We start from the raw sequence: 21,273 nt of genomic DNA, 5'->3' as shown, positions 1-21,273 counted from the left end.
TGACAAAAGTCACTCATTTATCCTCTTTTTAAGCTATCTATAAAGGCTGCCTCCTATGGATGTATCTGAACTACTCGACTCTCTTAATGATAAGCAACGTGAAGCTGTTGCCGCCCCTAAACAAAATATGTTGGTACTTGCTGGCGCTGGTTCAGGTAAAACGCGTGTGTTAGTGCAACGTATTGCATGGCTAATGAAAGTTGAACAGGTGTCACCACACAGTATTTTAGCGGTAACCTTTACTAATAAAGCCGCAGCAGAAATGCGAGCACGTGTTGAGCAAACCGTCGATGGAAATACTCATGGCATGTGGATTGGTACTTTCCATGGTTTAGCACATCGTTTATTACGAATGCATTTTCAAGAGGCAAACCTACCGCAAAGCTTCCAAGTTCTCGATAGTGACGATCAGGTTCGTTTAGTAAAACGTATTGTTCGTTCTTTAGAGTTAGATGAAAAAAAGTGGCCACCTAAGCAATTTGTCTGGTATATCAATGGTAAAAAAGATGAAGGATTAAGGCCTCAGCACATAGATGCACAGTTTGATCCAAGCGAAGCGGTTTTTGTTAAAGTCTATAAAGCTTATCAAGAGACTTGTGATCGCGCAGGTTTGGTTGATTTTGCTGAGCTGTTACTACGTGCCCATGAATTATGGTTAAATAATCCTGAGTTACTATCACATTATCAACAACGCTTTAGTCAAATATTGGTTGATGAGTTTCAAGACACCAACGCCATTCAATATGCGTGGTTAACTATGTTAGGTAAAGCGCGTAGCAAAGTGATGATTGTCGGTGATGACGATCAATCTATTTATGGCTGGCGTGGTGCAAAAATTGAGAATATAGAACGTTTTTTAACTGAATATCAAGATGCACAAACCATTCGCTTAGAGCAAAACTACCGTTCAACGGGTAATATCTTAAATGCCGCAAACCAACTGATTAGCAATAATAATAATCGTATGGGTAAAGAACTTTGGACTAATGATGAAGCGGGTGAAAAAATTGCAATTTACACCGCCTTTAATGAAATAGATGAAGCAAGGTTCATTAGTGGCCGTATTAAACAATGGCGTGAAGAAGGCAAAAGTTTAGATGAAGTCGCGATTTTATATCGCTCTAATGCACAGTCGCGCTTACTCGAGGAAGCCTTATTACAAGGGCAGTTGCCTTATAGAATTTATGGTGGGCAACGCTTCTTCGAACGTCAAGAGATTAAAGATGCATTAGCCTATTTACGCTTAATAAATAACCGAGATGATGATGCTGCCTTTGAAAGAATTATTAATACACCAACACGGGGTATTGGTAACCAAACCATTGCGTTAGTGAGAGACGCAGCCCGAGGTTCAGAAATCACCCTGTGGCAAGCCTGTCAGCAAATGTTGCAAGAAAACTTATTAAAAGGGCGTAGTGCGAAAACCATTAAAGCTTTTATAGAGTTAATTGAACAACTTGAAGATGATTCAACCAACTTGGACTTAGATCAGCAAGCTAATTTTATTATTCAGCACAGCGGTTTAAAAGCAATGTACCAAGCTGAAAAAGGTGAAAGGGCAGCACAACGTATTGAAAACTTAAACGAGTTAGTAACGGCATGCCAAACATTTGAAAGTGATCCTGAATTAGAAGAAGAGCAAACACCATTGACGGCATTCTTAACGCATGCTGCTTTAGAGTCTGGAGAGTCTCAAGCGGATGATTATGAACCCGCAGTGCAATTGATGACAATGCATTCAGCGAAAGGGTTAGAGTTTCCTCTGGTGTTTATTGCAGGTCTTGAAGAAGGGATGTTTCCTTCACAGCAATCGGTAGAAGAAATTGGCCGATTAGAAGAAGAACGAAGACTTTGCTATGTTGGCATGACAAGAGCGATGCATAAGCTATACTTATGCCATGCAGAAAGTCGTCGACTTTATGGGCAAGAAAAATTTCATAAAGCGAGTCGATTCCTCAGGGAGTTACCTGAAGACTGTGTTGAAGAGATACGTATGCAAAACCAAGTATCTAGGCCTGCAAATAAAGGCAGATTTTCTTCAACAATCACAATGGAAACCTTTGAAAATACGGGTTTTAGTTTGGGGCAAGGTGTTGTTCATGCTAAATTCGGTGAAGGTGTAGTACTTAATTATGAAGGCTCAGGGTCTCAAAGTAGAATTCAAGTAAATTTTGCTGATGTAGGCACGAAGTGGTTAGTGGTTGAATATGCGAAGCTAACAGCCATCTAACAACTAATATTAGATAAAAGGTGAAGGTGTATGACAAAACGATTATTGGTGGTTGAAGACAGTAAGCCTATTGCAACGGTTATTAAGCAAATTGCTCAATCGTTAAAATATGACGTTGTAATAACCACCAGTTTGGCAGAGGTTGAAAACCTTTTATCAACAGATAACGACTTTTTTGCTGCGACGATAGATTTTTCTTTGCCAGATGCCCTTGATGGAGAAGCCATAGCTTGTGTGTTATCTCATGGTATTCCTGGGGTTGTTATTACGGGTAAAATGGATGATAAAACACGTCAGAAAATTCTGGCTCAACCTGTTATTGATTATATTCCAAAAGAAAACAGCCAAGCCTTTCTATATTTAAAACGTGTATTACATTGGCAAATAACGAATCAAGATAACGCCATTCTTGTTGTGGATGACTCATCTTCGGCAAGAAACCATGTGGTAGAGTTATTGAAACGTCGAAATTTTACCGTGTTTACTGCAAATAATGGTGTGCAAGCACTAGAAAAACTTAAGCAACAAAAAAACATTAAAATGGTGATAACTGATCTTGAAATGCCGGAAATGGACGGCATTGAATTGACCAATGAGATTCGCAAAGCTTACTCTAGAGAACAACTTGCAGTAATAGGTATTTCAGGCGCTTCAAATGGCATACATTCTGCGAGATTTATTAAAAATGGCGCAGATGACTTTCTGCGTAAGCCATTTTGTCCAGAAGAATTTTACTGTCGTATCACACAGAATATCGAAAGTTTGAATAACATTGCCAAAATTCAGCATGCAGCCAATACTGATTATTTAACTGAACTAGCTAATAGACGGTCATTTTTTAGAAGTGCAGAACAAAGAATAAAAGGGTATATAAAAAAACAAGTACCTTATTGTTTAGCTGTGCTTGATATCGATCACTTTAAACGTATTAATGATCAATATGGGCATGACTCTGGCGATCAAGTTTTAAAAGTACTTGCATTGTATATGCGTAAACATTTTGGTTCTGGCTTAACAGCTAGGTTAGGTGGAGAAGAGTTTGCTGTTTTAATGCACGGCATCGATACCGACAATTTATATAATAAACTAGACGACTTTAGACGAGAAATTGCTGTAGCAACTATTCCTGTAGGTGAAAATCACTTATCAACCAGCATAAGTATTGGAGTTGTATTTAGTAGTCATGAGCCATTGGATAAACAAATGAGTGAAGCTGATGTTTCACTTTACTCTGCGAAAGAGAATGGTCGTAATCAAATTGCGGTATATGGCTCAGATGAGGATTAAATTAAAGAGCTGTTTATTTGTATAAGCGTTTTAAAAAAACTCAGAATAAGTAAAGCGAACAAGGTTAGACCTTTTTCGCTTTTTTATTTTTTAAAGAGTCGAGACTATAAATAACTAATGCAGCCCAGATAAAGATAAAAGTAATTAGCTCTGCCAGCTTCATGCTTTCTTGATAGTAGAATGTTGCTAATAAAAACATAATACTTGGCCCTAAATACTGGAAGAAGCCTAAAGTTGATAATGTTAAGCGTTTAGCCGCTGCAGTAAAGCAGAGTAATGGTGCGGTTGTGACGATACCTGCCATGATTAAAGTAATATTTAGATTGGTACTATTTAATAGCATATTGGCTGTTTCACTTTCAACAAAGAAAACCCAATAGGCGAGTGCTATGGGTAACATCAGTAATGATTCAATAAATAAACCAATAAATGAATCGACATGAAGTTTTTTTCTTAATAACCCGTATATACCAAAAGAACTCGCAAGTGCTAACGAAATAATAGGTAATTCGCCCAATGTCACCACTTGAATTAAAACGCCTAGGGTAGCTAACCCAACAGCAATAGATTGATTTTTTCGCAACCGTTCTTGAAAAAATATCATCCCTAATGCGACATTAAACAGTGGGTTAATGTAATAACCTAAACTGGCATCTAAAAGATGATTATTGTTAACAGCCCAAATAAAAATAAACCAATTTATGGCAAGAAAACTGGCTGATAATGTAAGGTTAGCGATAACCTTGGGTTGTTTCAATATGACGATTAAAGCGGAAGACTTTTTCATTGCTAAGATCATTAGCAGCAAAAAGATACTCGACCAAATAACGCGGTGCATTAAAATTTCACCAGCAGAAATTTCAGTGAGTAACTTAAAATATATAGGAGCAAAACCCCACAAGAAATATGCACCAAGCGCATTAAAAATACCTGACTTCGACTCTGTATTGGTCGGTGTGTTTATCGCTGGGTTCATGGGAAGTTCATATTAGTGTGAGTTGATAATTATTATAACATGAGAAAAGCCTTGCTAAGCACACCGTTACAATGAAACAAAGTAGCTTAGTGTAAAGTCTACTCAACAGAACAATTTACTTTGGCATTTTAAATACGGTTTAAAGAATACCCTGCTATGAGTTATTTTGAAACACATAGAAAAGGTATTAACGAAAATTATTGAAAATAAAGGAGAACGAGTATGCTATTAACGGGAAGCTTTGAAATTTCACTGGAGGGGAAACAAGATAAGCAAGCACCCGCAGGGAGAATGCTTATAAATAAAAAATACTCTGGGGGACTTGAAGGAGCAGGAATAGGTCAAATGCTAAGTAAAAGGGTTGAGAGAGGAGCTTCAGTATATGCTGCTATTGAAGAGTTTGAAGGAACAGTCAATGGCAAAAAAGGTAGCTTTACGCTATATCATACTGGTTTTATGTCAAAATCATCGCAAAAGCTAAATATTACTGTTGTAGAAGGGTCAGGAAATGGTGAACTTGAGGGGATTGATGGGACACTAACTATTACACAAAATAATGGTATTCATACTTATCGTTTTGAGTATAACTTTTAAGTGATGCAGCACTTGAGTCATAACGAATACCAAGTAACTAAATGAATTTTTCACTAAGCGACCAACTCATTAAGTTACTTGGCATAAAGTGCTTTTAGCCAATATTATTTAAACAACAAATTTCGACGTAGCTTGGCCTATTTGTAAGGCGTTGCCATCTAACTGTTGCGCAACTTCACCTATTTCTTCAACGGCAGCGGTTGTTGAGGAGAAGCTGCTATACATGTCTTCAATATTATTCACTACGGTTTCTGCAACGCTTGATTGCTCTTCAGTTGCTGTTGCAATTTGACTATTCATTGAACTGATATGGCCAATTTGCGTTTTAATAGTATTTAACGATGAATCAACATTTCTTGATATTTCTTCATTATTACTGGCTTTTTCGCTAGCTAATTCCATTGAATTAACAGATTGATTAGCTGCAGATATTAACTTATCAAGTAACTCTCTAATTTCAGTTGTTGAAAGCGCTGTGCGTGAAGCTAAGTTACGTACTTCATCGGCTACAACTGCAAAACCACGTCCTTGTTCACCTGCACGCGCTGCTTCAATGGCTGCGTTTAACGCTAATAAGTTTGTCTGCTCAGCAATACCATTAATTACATCAAGGATTTGATTCATGTTTTGTGAATCAGCGGCTAATTGATTTATAACACTAGAAGCATTCCTAATTTCTTCTGATAATTCACCAGATACATTCAATGAACGTTGAACATTGTTCATTCCTTCATTGACCTCTGTTTCACCAGCATCTGCAGCACTTGCGGCTTCAGCGGCTGATTTTGCAATGTCGGTTACACTGTGTTGCATTTCAACCATTGATTGTTTGGTTACTTCAGCAATTTCTGATTGACTCTTAATGTTACTGTCTACTTGCTGCACTTTGTCTGTTAATTGTTCCGCGCTTAATGTTAAAGGGTTAACAACCTCAACAACCTCTTTCACAATTCCACGTAACAACTGAGTAAATTTATTAAAATGAATCACCACAGAGCCAAGTTCATCTTGGCTCACTACTTCTATTTGATTGGTCAGATCGCCATCACCATCAGCAAGTACTTTCAGTGAAGAATCTAATGAGACAACAGACTTATTAATAGATCTAGCAATAATAATACTCATTAAGGTCATTAAGGCTAATAAAGCGATACCCACAGTAATACTCATGGTTTGAGAGTTACTTGAATTGGAAACGGTTTCGTCTACAAGACTATTGAAATATTTAGCCGCCTTTTCTTTTTTTGATTTTAATATACTAAAAACATCATTATATATTTCAGTCTTTTTATCAATTTTGCCTTGTGCGGCTTGGAAGTCGATAGTTTCGCTAATAAATCCTTCTGAAATTTCTTTGGCTAACTTATTGTATTGTTGTACTTTACTGGTTAATGAACTTATATCTGCAAATTCAGGTTTTAAACTTTTGATACTATCTAAATTTTTATTTAAATTATTGGCAAGCTCTATAGCATCGCTAATTAAATCTTCATCAGCAAAAGAAACACTTTGGGTATAACTTTCATCAATTCGCTGCCAAGTAGTCACATTTTCATTGGTCAAATTGACAAGATGAATAGCAGTATTTTGCATGCTTTTGAGTAATACTTGGTTCTTGGATATTGACGAGATATTGATAGATAAATTAATAACAAAGCTAAGTAAAGCAATGATAAGAATGGTATAAATTTTATAGAGAATTTTTAATTTTCGAAAAAACTGCATTAGTAACCCTTACAACTATAAGTATTCATTTAAAGTGTTCAAAATTAAAAGCATAATGTTTCCATTATGCTTTTTTGCATTAGAACGTGGCTATCACTTTTACGTCCGCTGTAACTTTACTACTATTTATGAACCCAATGGCATTAGGGTTGTTCTTAATGGCATTGATCATTTCATTATCATCAGCTTCTTTAGGGGGAGTACCTTTACCTGTAAAAGCCAGTTTTGCCCAATATGATTTGTATTGACTGTTAGACTTCTTCAATGCATTTTGTCTAAAATCGACTGCATCAGCGTTAGAATCTTTTAAAGTATATACGATGATCTTATTACCATCAGGAAAGGTTTTACTTTTTCCTAAAAATATTTTTTTAATTACAGATTGATCAACACTGTTAGCATTTGAGGTATTAACGATTACTGAAACCTCTGCAAAAGTATTAAGACTGATAAGGGCTATGCTGGCAATAATTAATTTTTTTAGATTTTTCACTGTTAAATTCCTTAAAAAACTAAATCAATACCAAAAGTAATAGAATCACTATCACCTGCGACGGCTAAGTTATATGAGTTATCTTCAACTTTATCATACTGTACTTTAAAGGCAGCAGAAGGGTGGAAATCCCATCTCAATCCAGCAGATTGAGTGTTGTGGTTTTCACCGTCATCCGAATCTTGCTCGAATTGTGAATAAGCGAGAAATGGCGTGAAATCATTAATTCTATAGCCAAAAGTTATCATACTAGTGTCAAAGGTGTCGTCAAGATCTAATCGACTAAGTTCGGTTAATATAAACCAATTATCAAAATCAAAGTTAAATGCGGCACCGTAAAATTTACCATCACGATGATCTTCATCACCCCAATAAGTGCGTTCGCCATCAATATAGCGTTCGTTGGTATATTGCATGGCTGTTAACCTAACTTCAAACCAATCTTTACTTAAATTAACGACACCTCCCAGAATATCTTTCCAAATCTCTCTTGTTTCTACGCCGCCAAAGAAATAATCACCTAAAAGTTTGTTGTCATTATCATCCTCTGTGCCAGCATAAATATTAGTGTTTAAAGACCAATCACCAATTTCAGTACTATAGAGTAGGTTCAGGCCATTATAGTTAAATATTTGCCAAGTATAATTATCTGCTGGTGGGCGCATCCAAGTATAGGCATAACCAACATCATAAAAGTCAGAATAATAAAATAGTGGTAAGCGCTTTTTACCTGCTTGAACTGTCCAATTTTCATTGATCTCATAGGTTACATAAGCCCATTCAAACTCTGCTTTCCACTCATTAGCTCCACGCGCAACAATTTGAGCAGTAACGCTTAATCCGTCTGATAAATCAGCACTTGCTTGTAATCCAAACAAGCTTTCAGGTTTAAAACTCCATTCCTCATAATATGCAGATACAATAGGGTAATCTGCTAGAAATGATGGTTCAACGCCATAGTGAGGAACACCTGTCCCACTAAGGACTTTACCAGCATTTATACTAGCAAACCCAGAAAAATCTACATCGGCAAAAGTACTTGATGACATTGCTGTGAGTAAGACAAGGCCGTACTTTACTTTAGAAAAGTTCATTATTTACACACCTTAGTTTCATGGTTGATATACAATATTATGATTAAAAATATTAGGTCTAAAAACGATAGTTGAAGCTATCGTTTTGAATTTATTTAGTTGTATGTCCAAATTAAATATAGAATAAAATTCAGATTGATCAATAAAGTGGGCTTAAAGTGGTTATTTATATGAAAGAAAAGTGCCTTAAAGGATTTTTGATTATTTTCATAAGTACAATTTAAGGTTATGTCATTGGCTTTTTTGAAGTTGCTTTTCAGCAGTGTTAATTAGCTAACCATATAAGTACCCGTACCAAAAGCGATATGCTCGCCACTTTCGTTATGCATTTCCATTCTGGCAACAGCCACTTTACTGCCACTACGAATAATACGGGCGGTAACAATAAACTGTTTGCCTCGCCCAGGGCGTAAGTAGTCGGTTCGTAAATCTATAGTACTTAATTTCCCTAAGCTGCTACCGATAGATTGAGGTGTAATTTCATCTAGTTGTTCAATGATGTTAGCTGCGGCAACAGCCCCGCCTGCTAAGTCTAAGGCTGACGCAGTCACGCCACCATGGAGTATTTTATGGATAGGGTTACCAATAAGTTTATCTTGCCAGTCAAATCTAATTTCTGAGTGTTGTGCATCAAACTTGGTAAGCTTTAAGCCAAGCAATTGATTGAAAGGCATATTATTGTTCCAAAAATTAATAAGTTGTTGATGTATTTCATTTTGTTGCATAGTGGCTAATTACTCTGGTCGGATGTGTTTATTGTTTAGGTTAGCATGATATTTAACCAATAGAAAAACTACGTAAGTAATAAAGTTATTTCACTGGTATTAAAGTTAGGTATTCATCGCTGGCCTAGGTTAAAATAGATAAATTATCCAAGTTACTAGTCGAATTGTTTTTGAGTACTTTGTTAGCCTCTGCAAAAGAAAATAACCCACAAAGCGTCCAGCTGCTTGAAACGTTAAAGCATCATTTTGGTTATGAAAGCTTTCGCTCAGGCCAAGAAGAAATTATTTCCCGATTAATGCAAGGGCAAGACTCACTGGTATTGATGCCAACGGGTGGAGGGAAATCATTATGCTACCAATTACCTGCAGTATTATTACCTGGCATTACCGTAGTGGTTTCTCCATTAATCGCCCTGATGAAAGATCAAGTTGATGGGTTAACTAGGCAGGGTATTTCAGCCGCCTTTATTAATTCAAGCCTTGAGCAATCTGAAATTACCGATATATTTCAGCGCATGGCACAAGGTGATATTAAATTACTGTATGTAGCACCGGAACGATTAACTAATTACTACTTTTTACAGAATTTAGCTGAATTGCCGCTTAGTTTATTTGCCATCGATGAAGCGCATTGTATTTCTCAGTGGGGTCATGATTTTCGACCTGCCTATACCAAGCTAGCATGTTTGAAAGAGCACTTTCCTTTTGTGCCCGTTATGGCGTTAACAGCGACGGCTGATGTCACGACACGTAAAGACATTTTGCAGCAATTAAATTTAGAACAGCCTTATATTCATTTAGATAGTTTTGATCGAGCGAATATTCGCTTTACGTTGGCGCAAAAATATAATGGCGAAAGTCAGTTACTCGGTTATATCCGAAAAAAAGGCGAAGACAGCGGTATTATTTATTGTAATAGCCGTTGGCAAGTTGAGAAATTAGCAAAGTTTTTAGCCAATAGCGGCGTCAATTGCGCTGCCTATCATGCAGGGTTAGAAAATGATATTCGTAGCTTAGTTCAAGAAGGCTTTACTAAAGACAATATTCAAGTGGTAGTTGCCACTGTTGCTTTTGGTCTGGGAATTAATAAACCTAATGTGCGCTATGTCATTCACTATGAGCCGCCACGTACGTTAGAGTCTTATTATCAAGAAATTGGCAGGGCAGGGCGTGATGGTTTACCTGCTGAAGCATTATTTTTGGTTGATGATAAAGATATTAATCGCATTAAAAAGCGTATTAGCGATGGTGATAACCCGAAACGAGTCAATGTTGAATTACAACGTTTTGCTGCCATGAGTGCCTTTGTTGATGCACAAACCTGTCGTCGACAAGTAGTACTTAATTATTTTGCCGAGTTCACTAAAAAAGGCTGTGGTAACTGTGATATTTGTTTAGATCCGCCTAGTCAATTTGATGCAACGCTAGAAGCACAAAAGGTACTATCGTGTGTCTATCGTATTAACCAACAAGGTGATATTAACCATGTTATTGCTGTACTTCGTGGCGAAGCGAGTGCAAAAGTTAAACAACTCGATCATCAAAATGTGTCGACTTTTGGTTTAGGTAAAGGCAAAACGCCAGGTTACTGGTATGCGATTATTGGGCAACTTATCCATTTAGGTTACTTACAGCAAGATATCGAACAACAATCAAATCTGTGTTTAACAGAAGCGTCACGTAGTGTGCTAAAAGCAAGTGAGCCATTGATGTTAGCGAGCCCTCGCTTACAAAAAGCTAGCTACTGGCAACAAAAAACACCGCAAAAAGGTTACGATCGCGTGCTATTTACTAAATTAAGAGAGTTGAGAAAAACTATTGCTGATGCGGAAGATATTGCACCTTTTATTGTTTTTAATGACGCGACGTTATCTGAATTAGCGAGAGTGCAACCGCAAACTTTAAATCAAATGTTGAGCGTGAGTGGCATTGGTGATATTAAGCTGGAACGCTATGGTCAGCCATTTTTAGCGTTAATTAAAGAGCATCAGTAAACTATACAGATATGCAAAAAAAACCGACTAACAGGGCAAACAGTTAATCGGTTCTTTAAACAAAGCATTTTGTGACGTCAATTAAGCTTCTTCTTTTGATTCAGCTTGTTCAGTCGCATTGTCTTGAGCTGTTTCTTGCTCTTTTTTCTCTTCGTGGCCTTCACCGCCACATCCACCACAACATCCCATCATTTACTCCTATTAGGTATCAGCTAGTTGGTATGATGTGATAGTACCCGACTAATTTAGTCAGGTACTTGATCGAGATCAGCATTTGTTCTTTTTAGCGTCTCTCTAGTGGTTAGTCTTACTTTGGTAGGCTAGTGAAACCCATATTAAATAAAGTGAATGCATAAATGTCTGCGTATTGCTCAATCGTTTTAGATACCGGTGTACCTGCGCCATGACCAGCATTAGTTTCAATACGAATTAATGTTGGTGCATTGCCTGCTTGTTTCGCTTGTAGTTCTGCTGCAAATTTAAATGAGTGAGCAGGTACTACACGGTCATCGTGATCACCTGTGGTAACCATCGTTGCTGGGTAGCTAATTCCTTGCTTAACATTGTGTACTGGAGAGTAACCTTTTAAGTACTTGAACATTTCTTCACTTTGTTCAGCTGTACCGTAGTCGTAAGCCCAACCTGCTCCGGCAGTAAATGTGTGGTATCTTAACATGTCTAAAACACCCACTGCTGGCAATGCTACTTGCATTAAATCAGGACGTTGCGTCATTACTGCACCGACTAATAAACCACCATTTGAGCCGCCGTTAATGGCTAAGTAGTTACTTGACGTGTAGTTTTGGTCAATTAAGTATTCGCCCGCTGCGATAAAATCATCAAAGACATTTTGCTTATCTAATTGTGTTCCTGCTTTGTGCCATTTTTTACCGTATTCACCACCGCCACGCAAGTTAGCAACAGCGTAGATACCGCCTTGTTCTAACCAAACTGCGCGAGAAACACTGAATCTTGGTGTTAAGCTTACATTGAAACCACCATAACCATACAAAATGGTAGGATTTTTACCGTTAAGAGCTAATCCTTTTTTATAGGTAATGATCATGGGTACTTTGGTACCATCTTTAGATTTATAAAAGACCTGTTTAGATTCATAGTCATTACTATCAAACTTAGCACCAGATTTTTGATAGACGTCGCTTTTACCTGTTTTAGTATTAAAGCTATAAATAGTGCCTGGTGTTTTATAGTTACTGAATGAGTAATAAAGTGTCTGTTCTTTTTTCTTACCATCTAAAGCATTAGAACTACCTACACCTGGTAAGGCAACTTCACGTACCTTATTACCTTGATAGTCGTATTGGAATACTTTTGAAATCGCATCAACCATGTATTCAGCAAAGAAATAACCACCACCTGTGGAAGCAGTGAGTACATTGTCAGTTTCAGCGATAAAGTCTTGCCAGTTGCTTGCAGCAGGTGCTGAAGCATCAACGGTAACAATCTTTTTATTCGGCGCATTTAAGTTAGTAACAAGGTACAACTTGCTACCTTCGTTTTCAATAACGTAGGTATCTGCATCGAAATTGTCAGTAATTGTCACTAATGGGCTATTAGGTTTAGTTAAATCTTTAAGGTAAAGGTCGTTACCTGAAGTAGACACAGCACCAGAGATAAGTAAATAACGATCATCTTCTGTAACAGAGCCACCGACATAACGTCGTTTTTCTTCTGCTGTTGCACCAAATATTACCGCATCATCTTTTTGAGCTTGACCTAACTTGTGGTAGTAAAGTTTATGTTGATCTGTTTTTGCTGATAATTCACTGCCTTTTGGCTTATCATAGCTTGAGTAATAAAAGCCTTCATTACCAAACCAAGAGATGCCAGAAAACTTCACGTCAACTAAAGGTGTTTCTAATTGTTTTTTAGTTTCAACATCAATAATGATGATTTTACGCCAGTCACTACCACCTTCAGAAATAGCATAGGCGGCAATTGAACCATCTTTAGAAAAACTTAATTGCCCTAGTGATGTAGTGCCATCTTCACTGAAGGTATTGGGATCTAAAAACACTTCAGCCTCACCGCCATCAAGCTGACGATAAATAACATATTGGTTTTGTAAACCATCGTTTTTATAGAAATAAGTGTATTTACCTTCTTTAAATGGTGCGCCCACTTTCTCGTAGTTCCATAGCTCACCTAAGCGTTCTTTTAATTGTTCACGATAAGGTATTTGCGCGAGATAATTAAAGGTCACTTTGTTTTGTGTTTTTACCCATGCGCCAGTTTCTTCACTGCGGTCATCTTCTAACCAACGGTATGGGTCGGCAACTTCAGTACCAAAATAGGTATCAGTGACTGTGCCTTTTTGCGTGGTAGGGTAAGAAAGTTTAATATTTTGTTGAGCGGTATCACTACTCAATACTTGATCTGCGCTGTTACCTGTACAGCCAGCCAGTATACCTGTAACAAGTATACTGGTTAATAAAATAGCATTCTTCTTCATTGCAGTTCTCACGTAACTATTGTTGAAATAAGCTTGGCTTAAGCAGTTTTTAGGATATATGTATAAAATAGGCGGTAGAAATTCACAACTATTTAACATTTCATTGGGCAGTGTAGCAGAACTATTTAGGGTATGACTATGGCTTGCCCCTAAATGGTTTAGGGGGCAAGCGGCAGTTTTTTGTTACAGCAAACGATTTTAAAACTCGTTTGCTGACTTAGCGGTTTTCAAGACGGTTAAAATCTAGTAATCCGGCTGATGCTGGTTGTTGAGTTAAGTACCATTGGTGTAATTTATCGGCAAAGGACCAAAAGTTTGGGCTAGTGCGGCGAATGGCATAATTATCTTTTATTTGACGATAATCTTGTTCTGATTGTATTTGAGATAATTGCATTACAAAATCATCAACTTGTTCAACTGAAAGCTCAAAAAAAGCATTGGGATAGGTGCCGACAATTCCTCGTGTTACCGTTAAGGTATCTTCTTCAGGTTGACGTCTATTATCTTCGGCAAATAAGTGGGCAACATTGGTATGAGCTGAATTATTTATCAAGCTATATACTTGGTTACCTTGCTTAGTGTTAATCATTACATAACTCACTTGTGGCAATATGGCGATAGAGCTGCCTACCATACGGTTAAGTTTTGATAATGATTTTTCAATGCCGTTATCTATTGAAGAAATAGTATATTTATCAGCAATGGAAGATTGAGTATGCGCCTTAATCAACTGAAATAATTCAGTTTTAGGATCATCAGTTTTATAGTTAATATTGGTCTCAGGTAACTGTTTAAAGTCATCAGAGAAAATATAATCTTTTACGGTATCACTAGTATCCCTATACCAATGTTCATGAATACGTTTGCGATCTTTTGCTGGTAATAATGCAATAAAGGCGCTTTCTGCTTCCATACGTAAAAAGTCCATGTATAAACGTGTTTTTAATTGATGACCAACATTGCCATAAACGTCAAACCCAGCAACGAGCAAATAATGAATGCGCTCAAGAAGTGGGTAGCTAATTAACCATGCCGTTTTTGGCGCTTCGCCAACAAAACCTTGTAAAACAGAAGCACTATCGAAATGTCTAAAGACGGTTAACGTCGCATTAGGGTTGCCATTGCCTTTCCACAATAAATCTAGATCAAGATCACGTTGTTTTAAGTTTATTTTGTCTAAATACTCCAGTTTCTTTTGCAGATATTCTTCTTGGTTTTTTGCGTATTGTCGCCAATATATAAGTGACATTGTTTTGTCACTCGTACTAGCAGGTAATTGTAATAACTCACTATTTTTAACAATAAACTCGTCGGTGTGATAAGCATCAATTGTTTCAGGATCATGAAAAGCCACCCAAAAATGATCGTCGATAACATTCAGTGCAACTTGGCCTCGACATACTGGCCCTTTAATGAAATTCATGATTGAGAATTGCGATTGCTCTAACAAAAACTTATAGCGTGATATAGCCGGAATTTCTTTAAAAGTAACAAATGGGTTTGATGAGCTTTTCAGTTGATAATCAGGTAAGTCCTTAACAGTGAAATCAAGTGAATAGAATAACTCGTTAAGTCGTTTAAATTTATCGTTACCAAAAGGGTAAGGCATGTGTCTTTTAGCAATAATTGTATCGTTATTTTTGACCAATCGATAAAATACTTGTGTTTGATTTTTAGTAAACGGCGAATCAAATGGGCGTCGGGTATAAATAACTGAAACTTGTTCTCCTGGAGGTGTAGAAGATCTCACTAACTTAAAATAGCTGGTACGTTTTTCATCAAAATATAAGTTGGCAAGGTATAAATGCTCAAAAAGATACCTCGACACTAATTGTGCTTTTTTACTGCTGCCATTAAGAAGCGTTTCCCACTGGTTAACCATTTCTTGCTCAGTATGGGTGGAAACTTCAGCCTTAGGCATTATTGCCCCTTTCGCTAACCATTCAGTTAATGTGTTGTGCTCTTGCATTGTTAATGCAGGTAGGCCATAAGGCATACCTGCTAAAGGAAACTCCTTCTCATATTGAGCAAACTCTTCAATGGTAGGACATTGTTGATTTCGATCTAGTGAAAAATCAAAATCATCACCAAGAATATTGTCTTTAGGCAATGGATGTTTTTGTTTCAAGGCTAACATTTGATAAAACACACTAGCTTGTGTATTAGCTTGAGTACTTTGTTGACGTTCGTTGAGTACAGGAAAAAAGCCTTCATGACGAAATGAGCTAATTAACTCAGGGGTTAGCTGAGTCGTCGTACTTATGCTTTGGCTATTTTTGGCTGTAAGTAAGCGTTCACCATTATATACCAACGTTTTGTTAGCACCGCGTTCGATACCTACTGGGTTTTCCATTTTCAATTGGCATGGCGCATCGTAACAACCGTGGCAAACCACACAGCGATTATCTAGTATCGGTTTTACTTCGTTATTAAAATTAGCTGATTCAATGTCAGCCTGTGTGTTTTGCTGAAATCTATTTTCAACTTTCGCAATACCATAGTGTTTGTCGTACTCAAGAACGCCCAAAGTGGCACAACCTGAAAGAAAAAGAAATAATAGCAAGTAATGAAAAGTGCGCATGGATAGCCTTATCAATGTTGAAGTTACTATAGATAAATTGACGTGTTCATAGTAGGAATTAGTGCAATTTTAGTAACCTAGCGCTTCACTGTAAAGAATAGCGGGTATTAAATTTTTCTATACACCCCATATTAAGCGGCATATTTTAAAATTATAATCATTAAAATAGCTTTTTCAGTAATATATTTGAGGCGATAAGCGGTAATATTTTCAGCGTAATCAAGTTTTGCTATAGAAGGATTACGCATTTAAAGATAGCTTAAACCTGCCTGTGTTTAGGCTATTAATAGAATAGTCCTAGTGATTATCCATAGCGATTACGTTGCTCAGGTAAATCACTGTGGTATTGCACAAATTCTACTTCATAGCCATCGGGGTCAATGTAATACACATTATCTCTAAATTCATCTTCAGCGCCGTCTTTGTCTACATTAAAGCCAGCGTCTGCTAAGCGCTGAACGACACCTTTAATGTCACTGGTGACAAAGGCAAAATGCGATAAGCCGATTTGATGTCCCGTTAAATCGCGGTTAATGCCTTCACCATTATCATTGAGTGATAAGTATTGATAATCATCACCAAAATGAAGCCATTGCCTTTTTTTACCATACCATTCGCCATTGTCTCCACCGCGTACTGACCAATGAGGAAAAGCGGCTTGGTAAAAAGCTAAACTTTTTTCTAAATCACTCACCACTAAATTTAAATGCTCTAATGTAATCATAATTTTATCCTTTTTGTATTGTTGTTGTGTCGTTGTATTGTTGTGTTGTTGTATTGACTTAGCTCTTTGCTAATCGTTTTGTTTATTGATATGTCTTATGTACTCGCCATGGCGGGTTTAATCTATTATTCCCAGCCCAATAAAGTTTTAATTTATTGCCGCTTGGGTCAGATAAACTGGCTTCTCGCCATAGGTAGCGTTGGTCGGTTGGTAATTGCTCAAAAACAATTCCTCGTTGTTGGCACTGTTTTACCCAGTCGTCTAACTTTTCGTGTTCAAAATACATGACTACGTCGTGTGGAACTTTTTGTTCATGTAAACTTAATGAAAAGGTTGCTTGACCCTCTGGACATTCAAATCGGGAATAATGCTCAGTAGCCACTATTTGTATAAAACCCAATGCGAGGTAAAAGTTATTTGCTTCTTCGATATTAATAACAGGTAGAGTTATTTGGTTCATATTCATGATGTACTCCTTTGATTAGCGTGTTACATGCCGAAGTTGTATTTCTCTTGGCCTAAGTATGGCTGCATTGCGAAATGGTTACGTAGCCCTTTTAGCGCCTTGCTGTAATGTGTTAGCGTATGCAGGCTATAATTTATTCGCTGTCTAATGCTGTTATCTCTGTCGGACAGTTTTTTGTTTTTGTCGGTATGCGTATTTAAAACATCTTCTACATATCGAATAATTAAATGATCGGGAATGCTCACCAATTTATTATTTTTAAAAGCACTCATATTTAATTCTGCAATGGGATAAGCACCATTAATACCACTGACAACAGAAACTAGTAGTGTTGGTTTATGGGCAACATCTTCACTGGTACACATAAGCAGAAAATTTTTTAATAATGGTGATGCCATTCCGCCCCATTCGGGCGTGATTAAAATGAAGGCATCTGCTTTTTTCAACTCACTATTAATGGCTAGCCAATCACTAGCATTATCCACTTTGCTAATTTCTTTGCCGTCCCATAAAGGTAAATTCTGCTTGCATAGTTCAATATGGTTAATACTTTCAAAGCCTTGCACTATTTCAGCTAAATAGTTGGCTACTTTGGCACTTTGAGACTCCGCTCTTTGGCTTGCGCTAATTATGACTATTTTCATAACCATCACTCCTTATGTATTTAATAAAAGATCAGTCTAAATGACTAAAAACATCGCTCAATAATTAATAATGTTTTTTGTTTACTAATTATTATGTAAATTAAATTGTTTACTTAATGGTGTCAAGTAATAAAATAAATTAAAAAGTTTACTTAATGATTAAATGGTTGATAATAAGGAGAGTTAGTATGAAAAAAACATTGATTTGAGGTGCTACCAAATGAAAACACATGACAAGATACTCCATTTATTAAAAACGCATGGCGCACTAACGGCAAAATTTTTGGCAAATGAATTGCAATTAACCACGATGGGTGTGCGACAACATATGCAAGCGCTCGAAGAGTCGGGTGATGTGGTTTTTAAAGATGAAAAGGCCGCTCGTGGTCGGCCTACACGTTCATGGTTACTCACTGACAAGAGTAATAGTCTTTTTGATGATAGACATGACGAATTAACCGTTCAAATCATTGACTCTGTTATTGCCATTTTCGGTGATGATGGTTTAGACAAATTAATTGAACATCGAGAAAGTAGTTCAATGGCTAACTATCGATTGGCATTAGCAGATCGATACGGCGTGGCAGAAAAACTCGAGACGTTGGCGAAAATACGTTCAGATGAAGGCTACATGGCAACGGTTGAGCAAGAGGGAGACATCTTTTGGTTACTAGAAAATCATTGTCCAATTTGTGCAGCGGCAAGTAAGTGTGTTAATTTTTGTCGTTCAGAATTGCATTTATTTCAAACATTAATGGCTGATGTTGCACAGGTAACTCGAGAAGAGCATATTATTGAAGGAGCAAGGCGATGCGCCTATAAAGTGACGCCAAATGAAATTGACTAGTTGTATATACAATACAACCTTTAATGTATATACAACTAATTTAACTTGTTGATATTTATCAATGTTTATATTTGAGTTTAAGCGCTTTTCCTGTGGTAATGCCTTAATCCATGTTCTTTTTGTCTTCCTTGGCTAAATGCAGTAACTCGTTTTAAGTAGCCAATAACTCGCGTGCCATGGTCAATATTATCGCTGCCACATTCAGGGCAATAATGTAATGTTCTCTTATCTATTTTTTCACAGGCGTTACAAATAGTAATTTTTACGTTGATACAGAAATAATTACAGCCTGTCGAAGCGGCAACATTAAAAAGTTTAACATAAGCATCTGCTGATAGAGATTCATCTAAATTTAAATGCAATGCAGAGCCACCATCAAGGTATTGAGTCATCTCTTTTCCGTGCATAACAAACTTATCAAGGTGATTAGTTTCGTCATCTTCTACTAAATAAAAGTAAGAGTTGTAGCACTCACGATTAACTTGGTAACCGTCTTTACTATCCCATTTAGCATTTTTAACACCTAAGTTTTCTGCTGGGACAAATTCAGTGTTAAACATATAGCCATATTCTTGTTTTGCTTGTTGGTTGGCTTGATAAATGACTTGCAGATGATCACTAACAAAAGATTTGTATTCGGCATTGTTACCGACCTTAATATTAGAGTATTCAGCGGCTTCAGCCATACCATTAATACCAATAGTTAAAAACTGTTTATCAAGGCTGATGAAGCCAGCATCGTATACCGATAGTGCACCTTGCGCTTTGTATTCTTCCATCAGTTTTCGATAAGCAACTTGATATTTTTGTATTTTCTCAATTTCTGTTTTTAAATCACGTCCATCTTGAATAAGGCGATTCATATTTAAGGTAATTACATTTATTGATCCAGTAGCGACACCCCCAGCACCTAAGGTATAAGAAAAGGTATTGTCTGAAATTTCATTTCGTAGGCGACAACATGAGGCCAATGAATCTGCGCTGTCAGATAAATAGATAAAGAAAGAATTACCCTGTGCTTTTTCTTCTGCTAATTTTAAGGCAAATGCTTGATCTTTACACTGACCATTTTCAGTTAACATAGCGGCGGTAACTACTGGGAAGGTCAATACAGATTGTTCACGTTCTTTGTTTAACCAACTTAAGAAAAAGTGCTGTAATTTGTCTACCGTCTGCCAATTAGGTTTAGAAAAGTCAGGAAATACAAACTCACCAAACATTGACTCAAAATAATGTTGATCAAAGAGCGAAATATTCCAAAAAACACTTTGGTAGCCACGCGCAGCAGCAGGTTGGTTAATTGCATATACTACATGTTGTAAATGGTTTGATATTTCAAATTTATTGGTTTCTAAATAATCATTGCCGTATTCAAGACGAGCAAAGTAATCAAAATAGGTTAAGAACTCTACCGTGGCAACTGCACCGGCAAATTGTGCCGAAATGGCAAAAATAAGATTTACAAAAGAACCACAAAATGACTCTAAATGCTTCGGTGCTTTTGATTCTCCACCGAGTTTAGTTAAGCCATCTAATAAAAAAGGGTACATACTAATTGAAGTACAATAGGGTTTTAAACTGGTTTCATCGTGTACGTAAATCTCATGGTCTTCTATTTGGCGTAAATACTCTTTAGCTAAGTCAGCATCAAATTTTTCACTAATTTTATCATGTACTAAGGTACGATTTATTTGCACGAAGCAGTCTTTTAATAATTCGGCTTCAAGGGTGGCAATGTTTTTATGGCTAACATTAGCATTGGCATCCATCTTTGAACCATCTGCGGCATTTTGTGCTGCAAAATAATGTTTTATAAAATCTTTCTTATCATCTAATTGTTCTTGATTAAGCCGCAACATTGTTTGCTCCTTGTAATAAGTTTGTATTAATTGGGTCTTTAATAAATAAATGGTTGAGTTTTTCGCCGGTGTTCATATCGCGAAATATTTGATTAGTGGTAACACTTTCAAGACCGCCAAGTTCTGCACGCCAGTCACCTGTTTTTAGAAAATCTAAATGTTGACTAATATTAATACCTATATGTTTTTCACCAGAGTATAAGCAGGTTTTTAAGCCTAAATTTTTTGCGATAAGAAGTTTTTCAATAAGTGCATTGGGTTGCCATTCACCACCAAAAAAAACAACACAACTGATCAAGCCTTTATATTTTTTTAACCAATGTAGATAATTATTTTTAGATAAAGACATACCGTAGTTTTCATTCCATAACTCGGTACTATGGCAACCTTTACAGCCTACTTTGCAGCCGGTAATGCTAAAGCATAAGCTAATTTCATTAGGTACCTCTTGAAAAACTACGGTAGGTGCAATGCAATTGAAGTCCATTTTGAAACCTATATATAGATATAATTGTTTTGTTAAACACAATATATAGTAATTAATGGTGGCTGATAGTTGAT

The 21,273-nt window shown here is 36.8% G+C and carries 17 protein-coding genes; 5 read left to right on the top strand and 12 right to left on the bottom strand.

The genetic code is table 11. The features are described 5' to 3' along the window. The first annotated feature begins 55 nt into the window (after positions 1-55). Together uvrD and D1094_RS11930 are read left to right on the top strand one after the other, a co-directional pair. A complete protein-coding gene (uvrD, locus tag D1094_RS11935) occupies positions 56-2,230 on the top strand; it encodes a DNA helicase II (protein WP_118960330.1) in 2,175 nt (724 codons plus the stop codon). 30 nt (positions 2,231-2,260) lie between these two features. Then, on the top strand, positions 2,261-3,517 hold the full coding sequence (locus D1094_RS11930; protein ID WP_118960329.1) for a diguanylate cyclase: 1,257 nt from the start codon (positions 2,261-2,263) through the stop codon (positions 3,515-3,517). Between the two features lie 64 nt (positions 3,518-3,581). On the opposite strand, the gene rarD is transcribed toward D1094_RS11930, so the two are convergent. After that, positions 3,582-4,493 carry an EamA family transporter RarD gene (rarD, locus tag D1094_RS11925; protein ID WP_118960328.1) on the bottom strand — a complete coding sequence of 304 codons (912 nt, stop codon included), beginning with the start codon at positions 4,491-4,493 and terminating at the stop codon, positions 3,582-3,584. Positions 4,494-4,715: 222 nt separating this feature from the next. Here rarD and D1094_RS11920 point away from each other — a divergent pair, with 222 nt between their 5' ends. After that, positions 4,716-5,087, top strand: a complete 372-nt coding sequence (locus D1094_RS11920) for a DUF3224 domain-containing protein (protein WP_118960327.1) — start codon at positions 4,716-4,718, stop codon at positions 5,085-5,087. 108 nt (positions 5,088-5,195) lie between these two features. Here the strand turns inward: D1094_RS11920 and D1094_RS11915 are convergent, their stop codons facing one another. The 4 genes from D1094_RS11915 to D1094_RS11900 form a co-directional block, all read right to left on the bottom strand. Then, complete coding sequence (locus tag D1094_RS11915; RefSeq protein WP_118960326.1) at positions 5,196-6,812, bottom strand: methyl-accepting chemotaxis protein; 1,617 nt, start codon at positions 6,810-6,812, stop codon at positions 5,196-5,198. Between the two features lie 79 nt (positions 6,813-6,891). Beyond that, complete coding sequence (locus D1094_RS11910; RefSeq protein ID WP_118960325.1) at positions 6,892-7,305, bottom strand: phosphate ABC transporter substrate-binding protein; 414 nt, start codon at positions 7,303-7,305, stop codon at positions 6,892-6,894. 11 nt (positions 7,306-7,316) lie between these two features. Next, complete coding sequence (locus tag D1094_RS11905) at positions 7,317-8,399, bottom strand: porin (RefSeq protein ID WP_118960324.1); 1,083 nt, start codon at positions 8,397-8,399, stop codon at positions 7,317-7,319. 269 nt (positions 8,400-8,668) lie between these two features. After that, positions 8,669-9,124, bottom strand: a complete 456-nt coding sequence (locus tag D1094_RS11900) for a thioesterase family protein (protein ID WP_118960323.1) — start codon at positions 9,122-9,124, stop codon at positions 8,669-8,671. Positions 9,125-9,288: 164 nt separating this feature from the next. Here D1094_RS11900 and recQ point away from each other — a divergent pair, with 164 nt between their 5' ends. Beyond that, positions 9,289-11,118, top strand: a complete 1,830-nt coding sequence (recQ, locus tag D1094_RS11895; RefSeq protein WP_404851481.1) for a DNA helicase RecQ — start codon at positions 9,289-9,291, stop codon at positions 11,116-11,118. 307 nt (positions 11,119-11,425) lie between these two features. Here the strand turns inward: recQ and D1094_RS11890 are convergent, their stop codons facing one another. From D1094_RS11890 to D1094_RS11870, 5 genes are all read right to left on the bottom strand, one after another. Further along, positions 11,426-13,591, bottom strand: coding sequence for a prolyl oligopeptidase family protein (locus tag D1094_RS11890; RefSeq protein WP_118960322.1), 2,166 nt, complete (start codon positions 13,589-13,591; stop codon positions 11,426-11,428). A 217-nt stretch (positions 13,592-13,808) separates the two neighbouring features. Continuing rightward, entirely contained in the window at positions 13,809-16,172 is a 2,364-nt protein-coding gene (locus D1094_RS11885) for a fatty acid cis/trans isomerase (protein WP_118960321.1), read from the bottom strand. Positions 16,173-16,476: 304 nt separating this feature from the next. Beyond that, positions 16,477-16,896, bottom strand: a complete 420-nt coding sequence (locus D1094_RS11880; protein ID WP_118960320.1) for a VOC family protein — start codon at positions 16,894-16,896, stop codon at positions 16,477-16,479. 82 nt (positions 16,897-16,978) lie between these two features. Beyond that, on the bottom strand, positions 16,979-17,362 hold the full coding sequence (locus D1094_RS11875; RefSeq protein ID WP_118960319.1) for a VOC family protein: 384 nt from the start codon (positions 17,360-17,362) through the stop codon (positions 16,979-16,981). Positions 17,363-17,385: 23 nt separating this feature from the next. After that, complete coding sequence (locus D1094_RS11870; RefSeq protein ID WP_118960318.1) at positions 17,386-18,006, bottom strand: NAD(P)H-dependent oxidoreductase; 621 nt, start codon at positions 18,004-18,006, stop codon at positions 17,386-17,388. A gap of 220 nt (positions 18,007-18,226) precedes the next feature. Between D1094_RS11870 and D1094_RS11865 the strand changes: the two genes are divergently transcribed. After that, complete coding sequence (locus D1094_RS11865; RefSeq protein WP_118960317.1) at positions 18,227-18,853, top strand: metalloregulator ArsR/SmtB family transcription factor; 627 nt, start codon at positions 18,227-18,229, stop codon at positions 18,851-18,853. A gap of 77 nt (positions 18,854-18,930) precedes the next feature. On the opposite strand, the gene nrdD is transcribed toward D1094_RS11865, so the two are convergent. Next, entirely contained in the window at positions 18,931-20,712 is a 1,782-nt protein-coding gene (gene nrdD, locus D1094_RS11860) for an anaerobic ribonucleoside-triphosphate reductase (protein ID WP_118960316.1), read from the bottom strand. Continuing rightward, on the bottom strand, positions 20,699-21,199 hold the full coding sequence (gene nrdG / locus D1094_RS11855; RefSeq protein WP_118960315.1) for an anaerobic ribonucleoside-triphosphate reductase activating protein: 501 nt from the start codon (positions 21,197-21,199) through the stop codon (positions 20,699-20,701). Before nrdG ends, nrdD begins: the two co-directional genes overlap by 14 nt. Between the last annotated feature and the right edge of the window lie 74 nt (positions 21,200-21,273).

It is taken from the genome of Colwellia sp. RSH04 (assembly GCF_003545765.1).
In the GTDB taxonomy this organism is placed as follows: Bacteria; Pseudomonadota; Gammaproteobacteria; order Enterobacterales; family Alteromonadaceae; genus Colwellia.
This window is presented reverse-complemented; position numbering and strand designations above follow the sequence as displayed.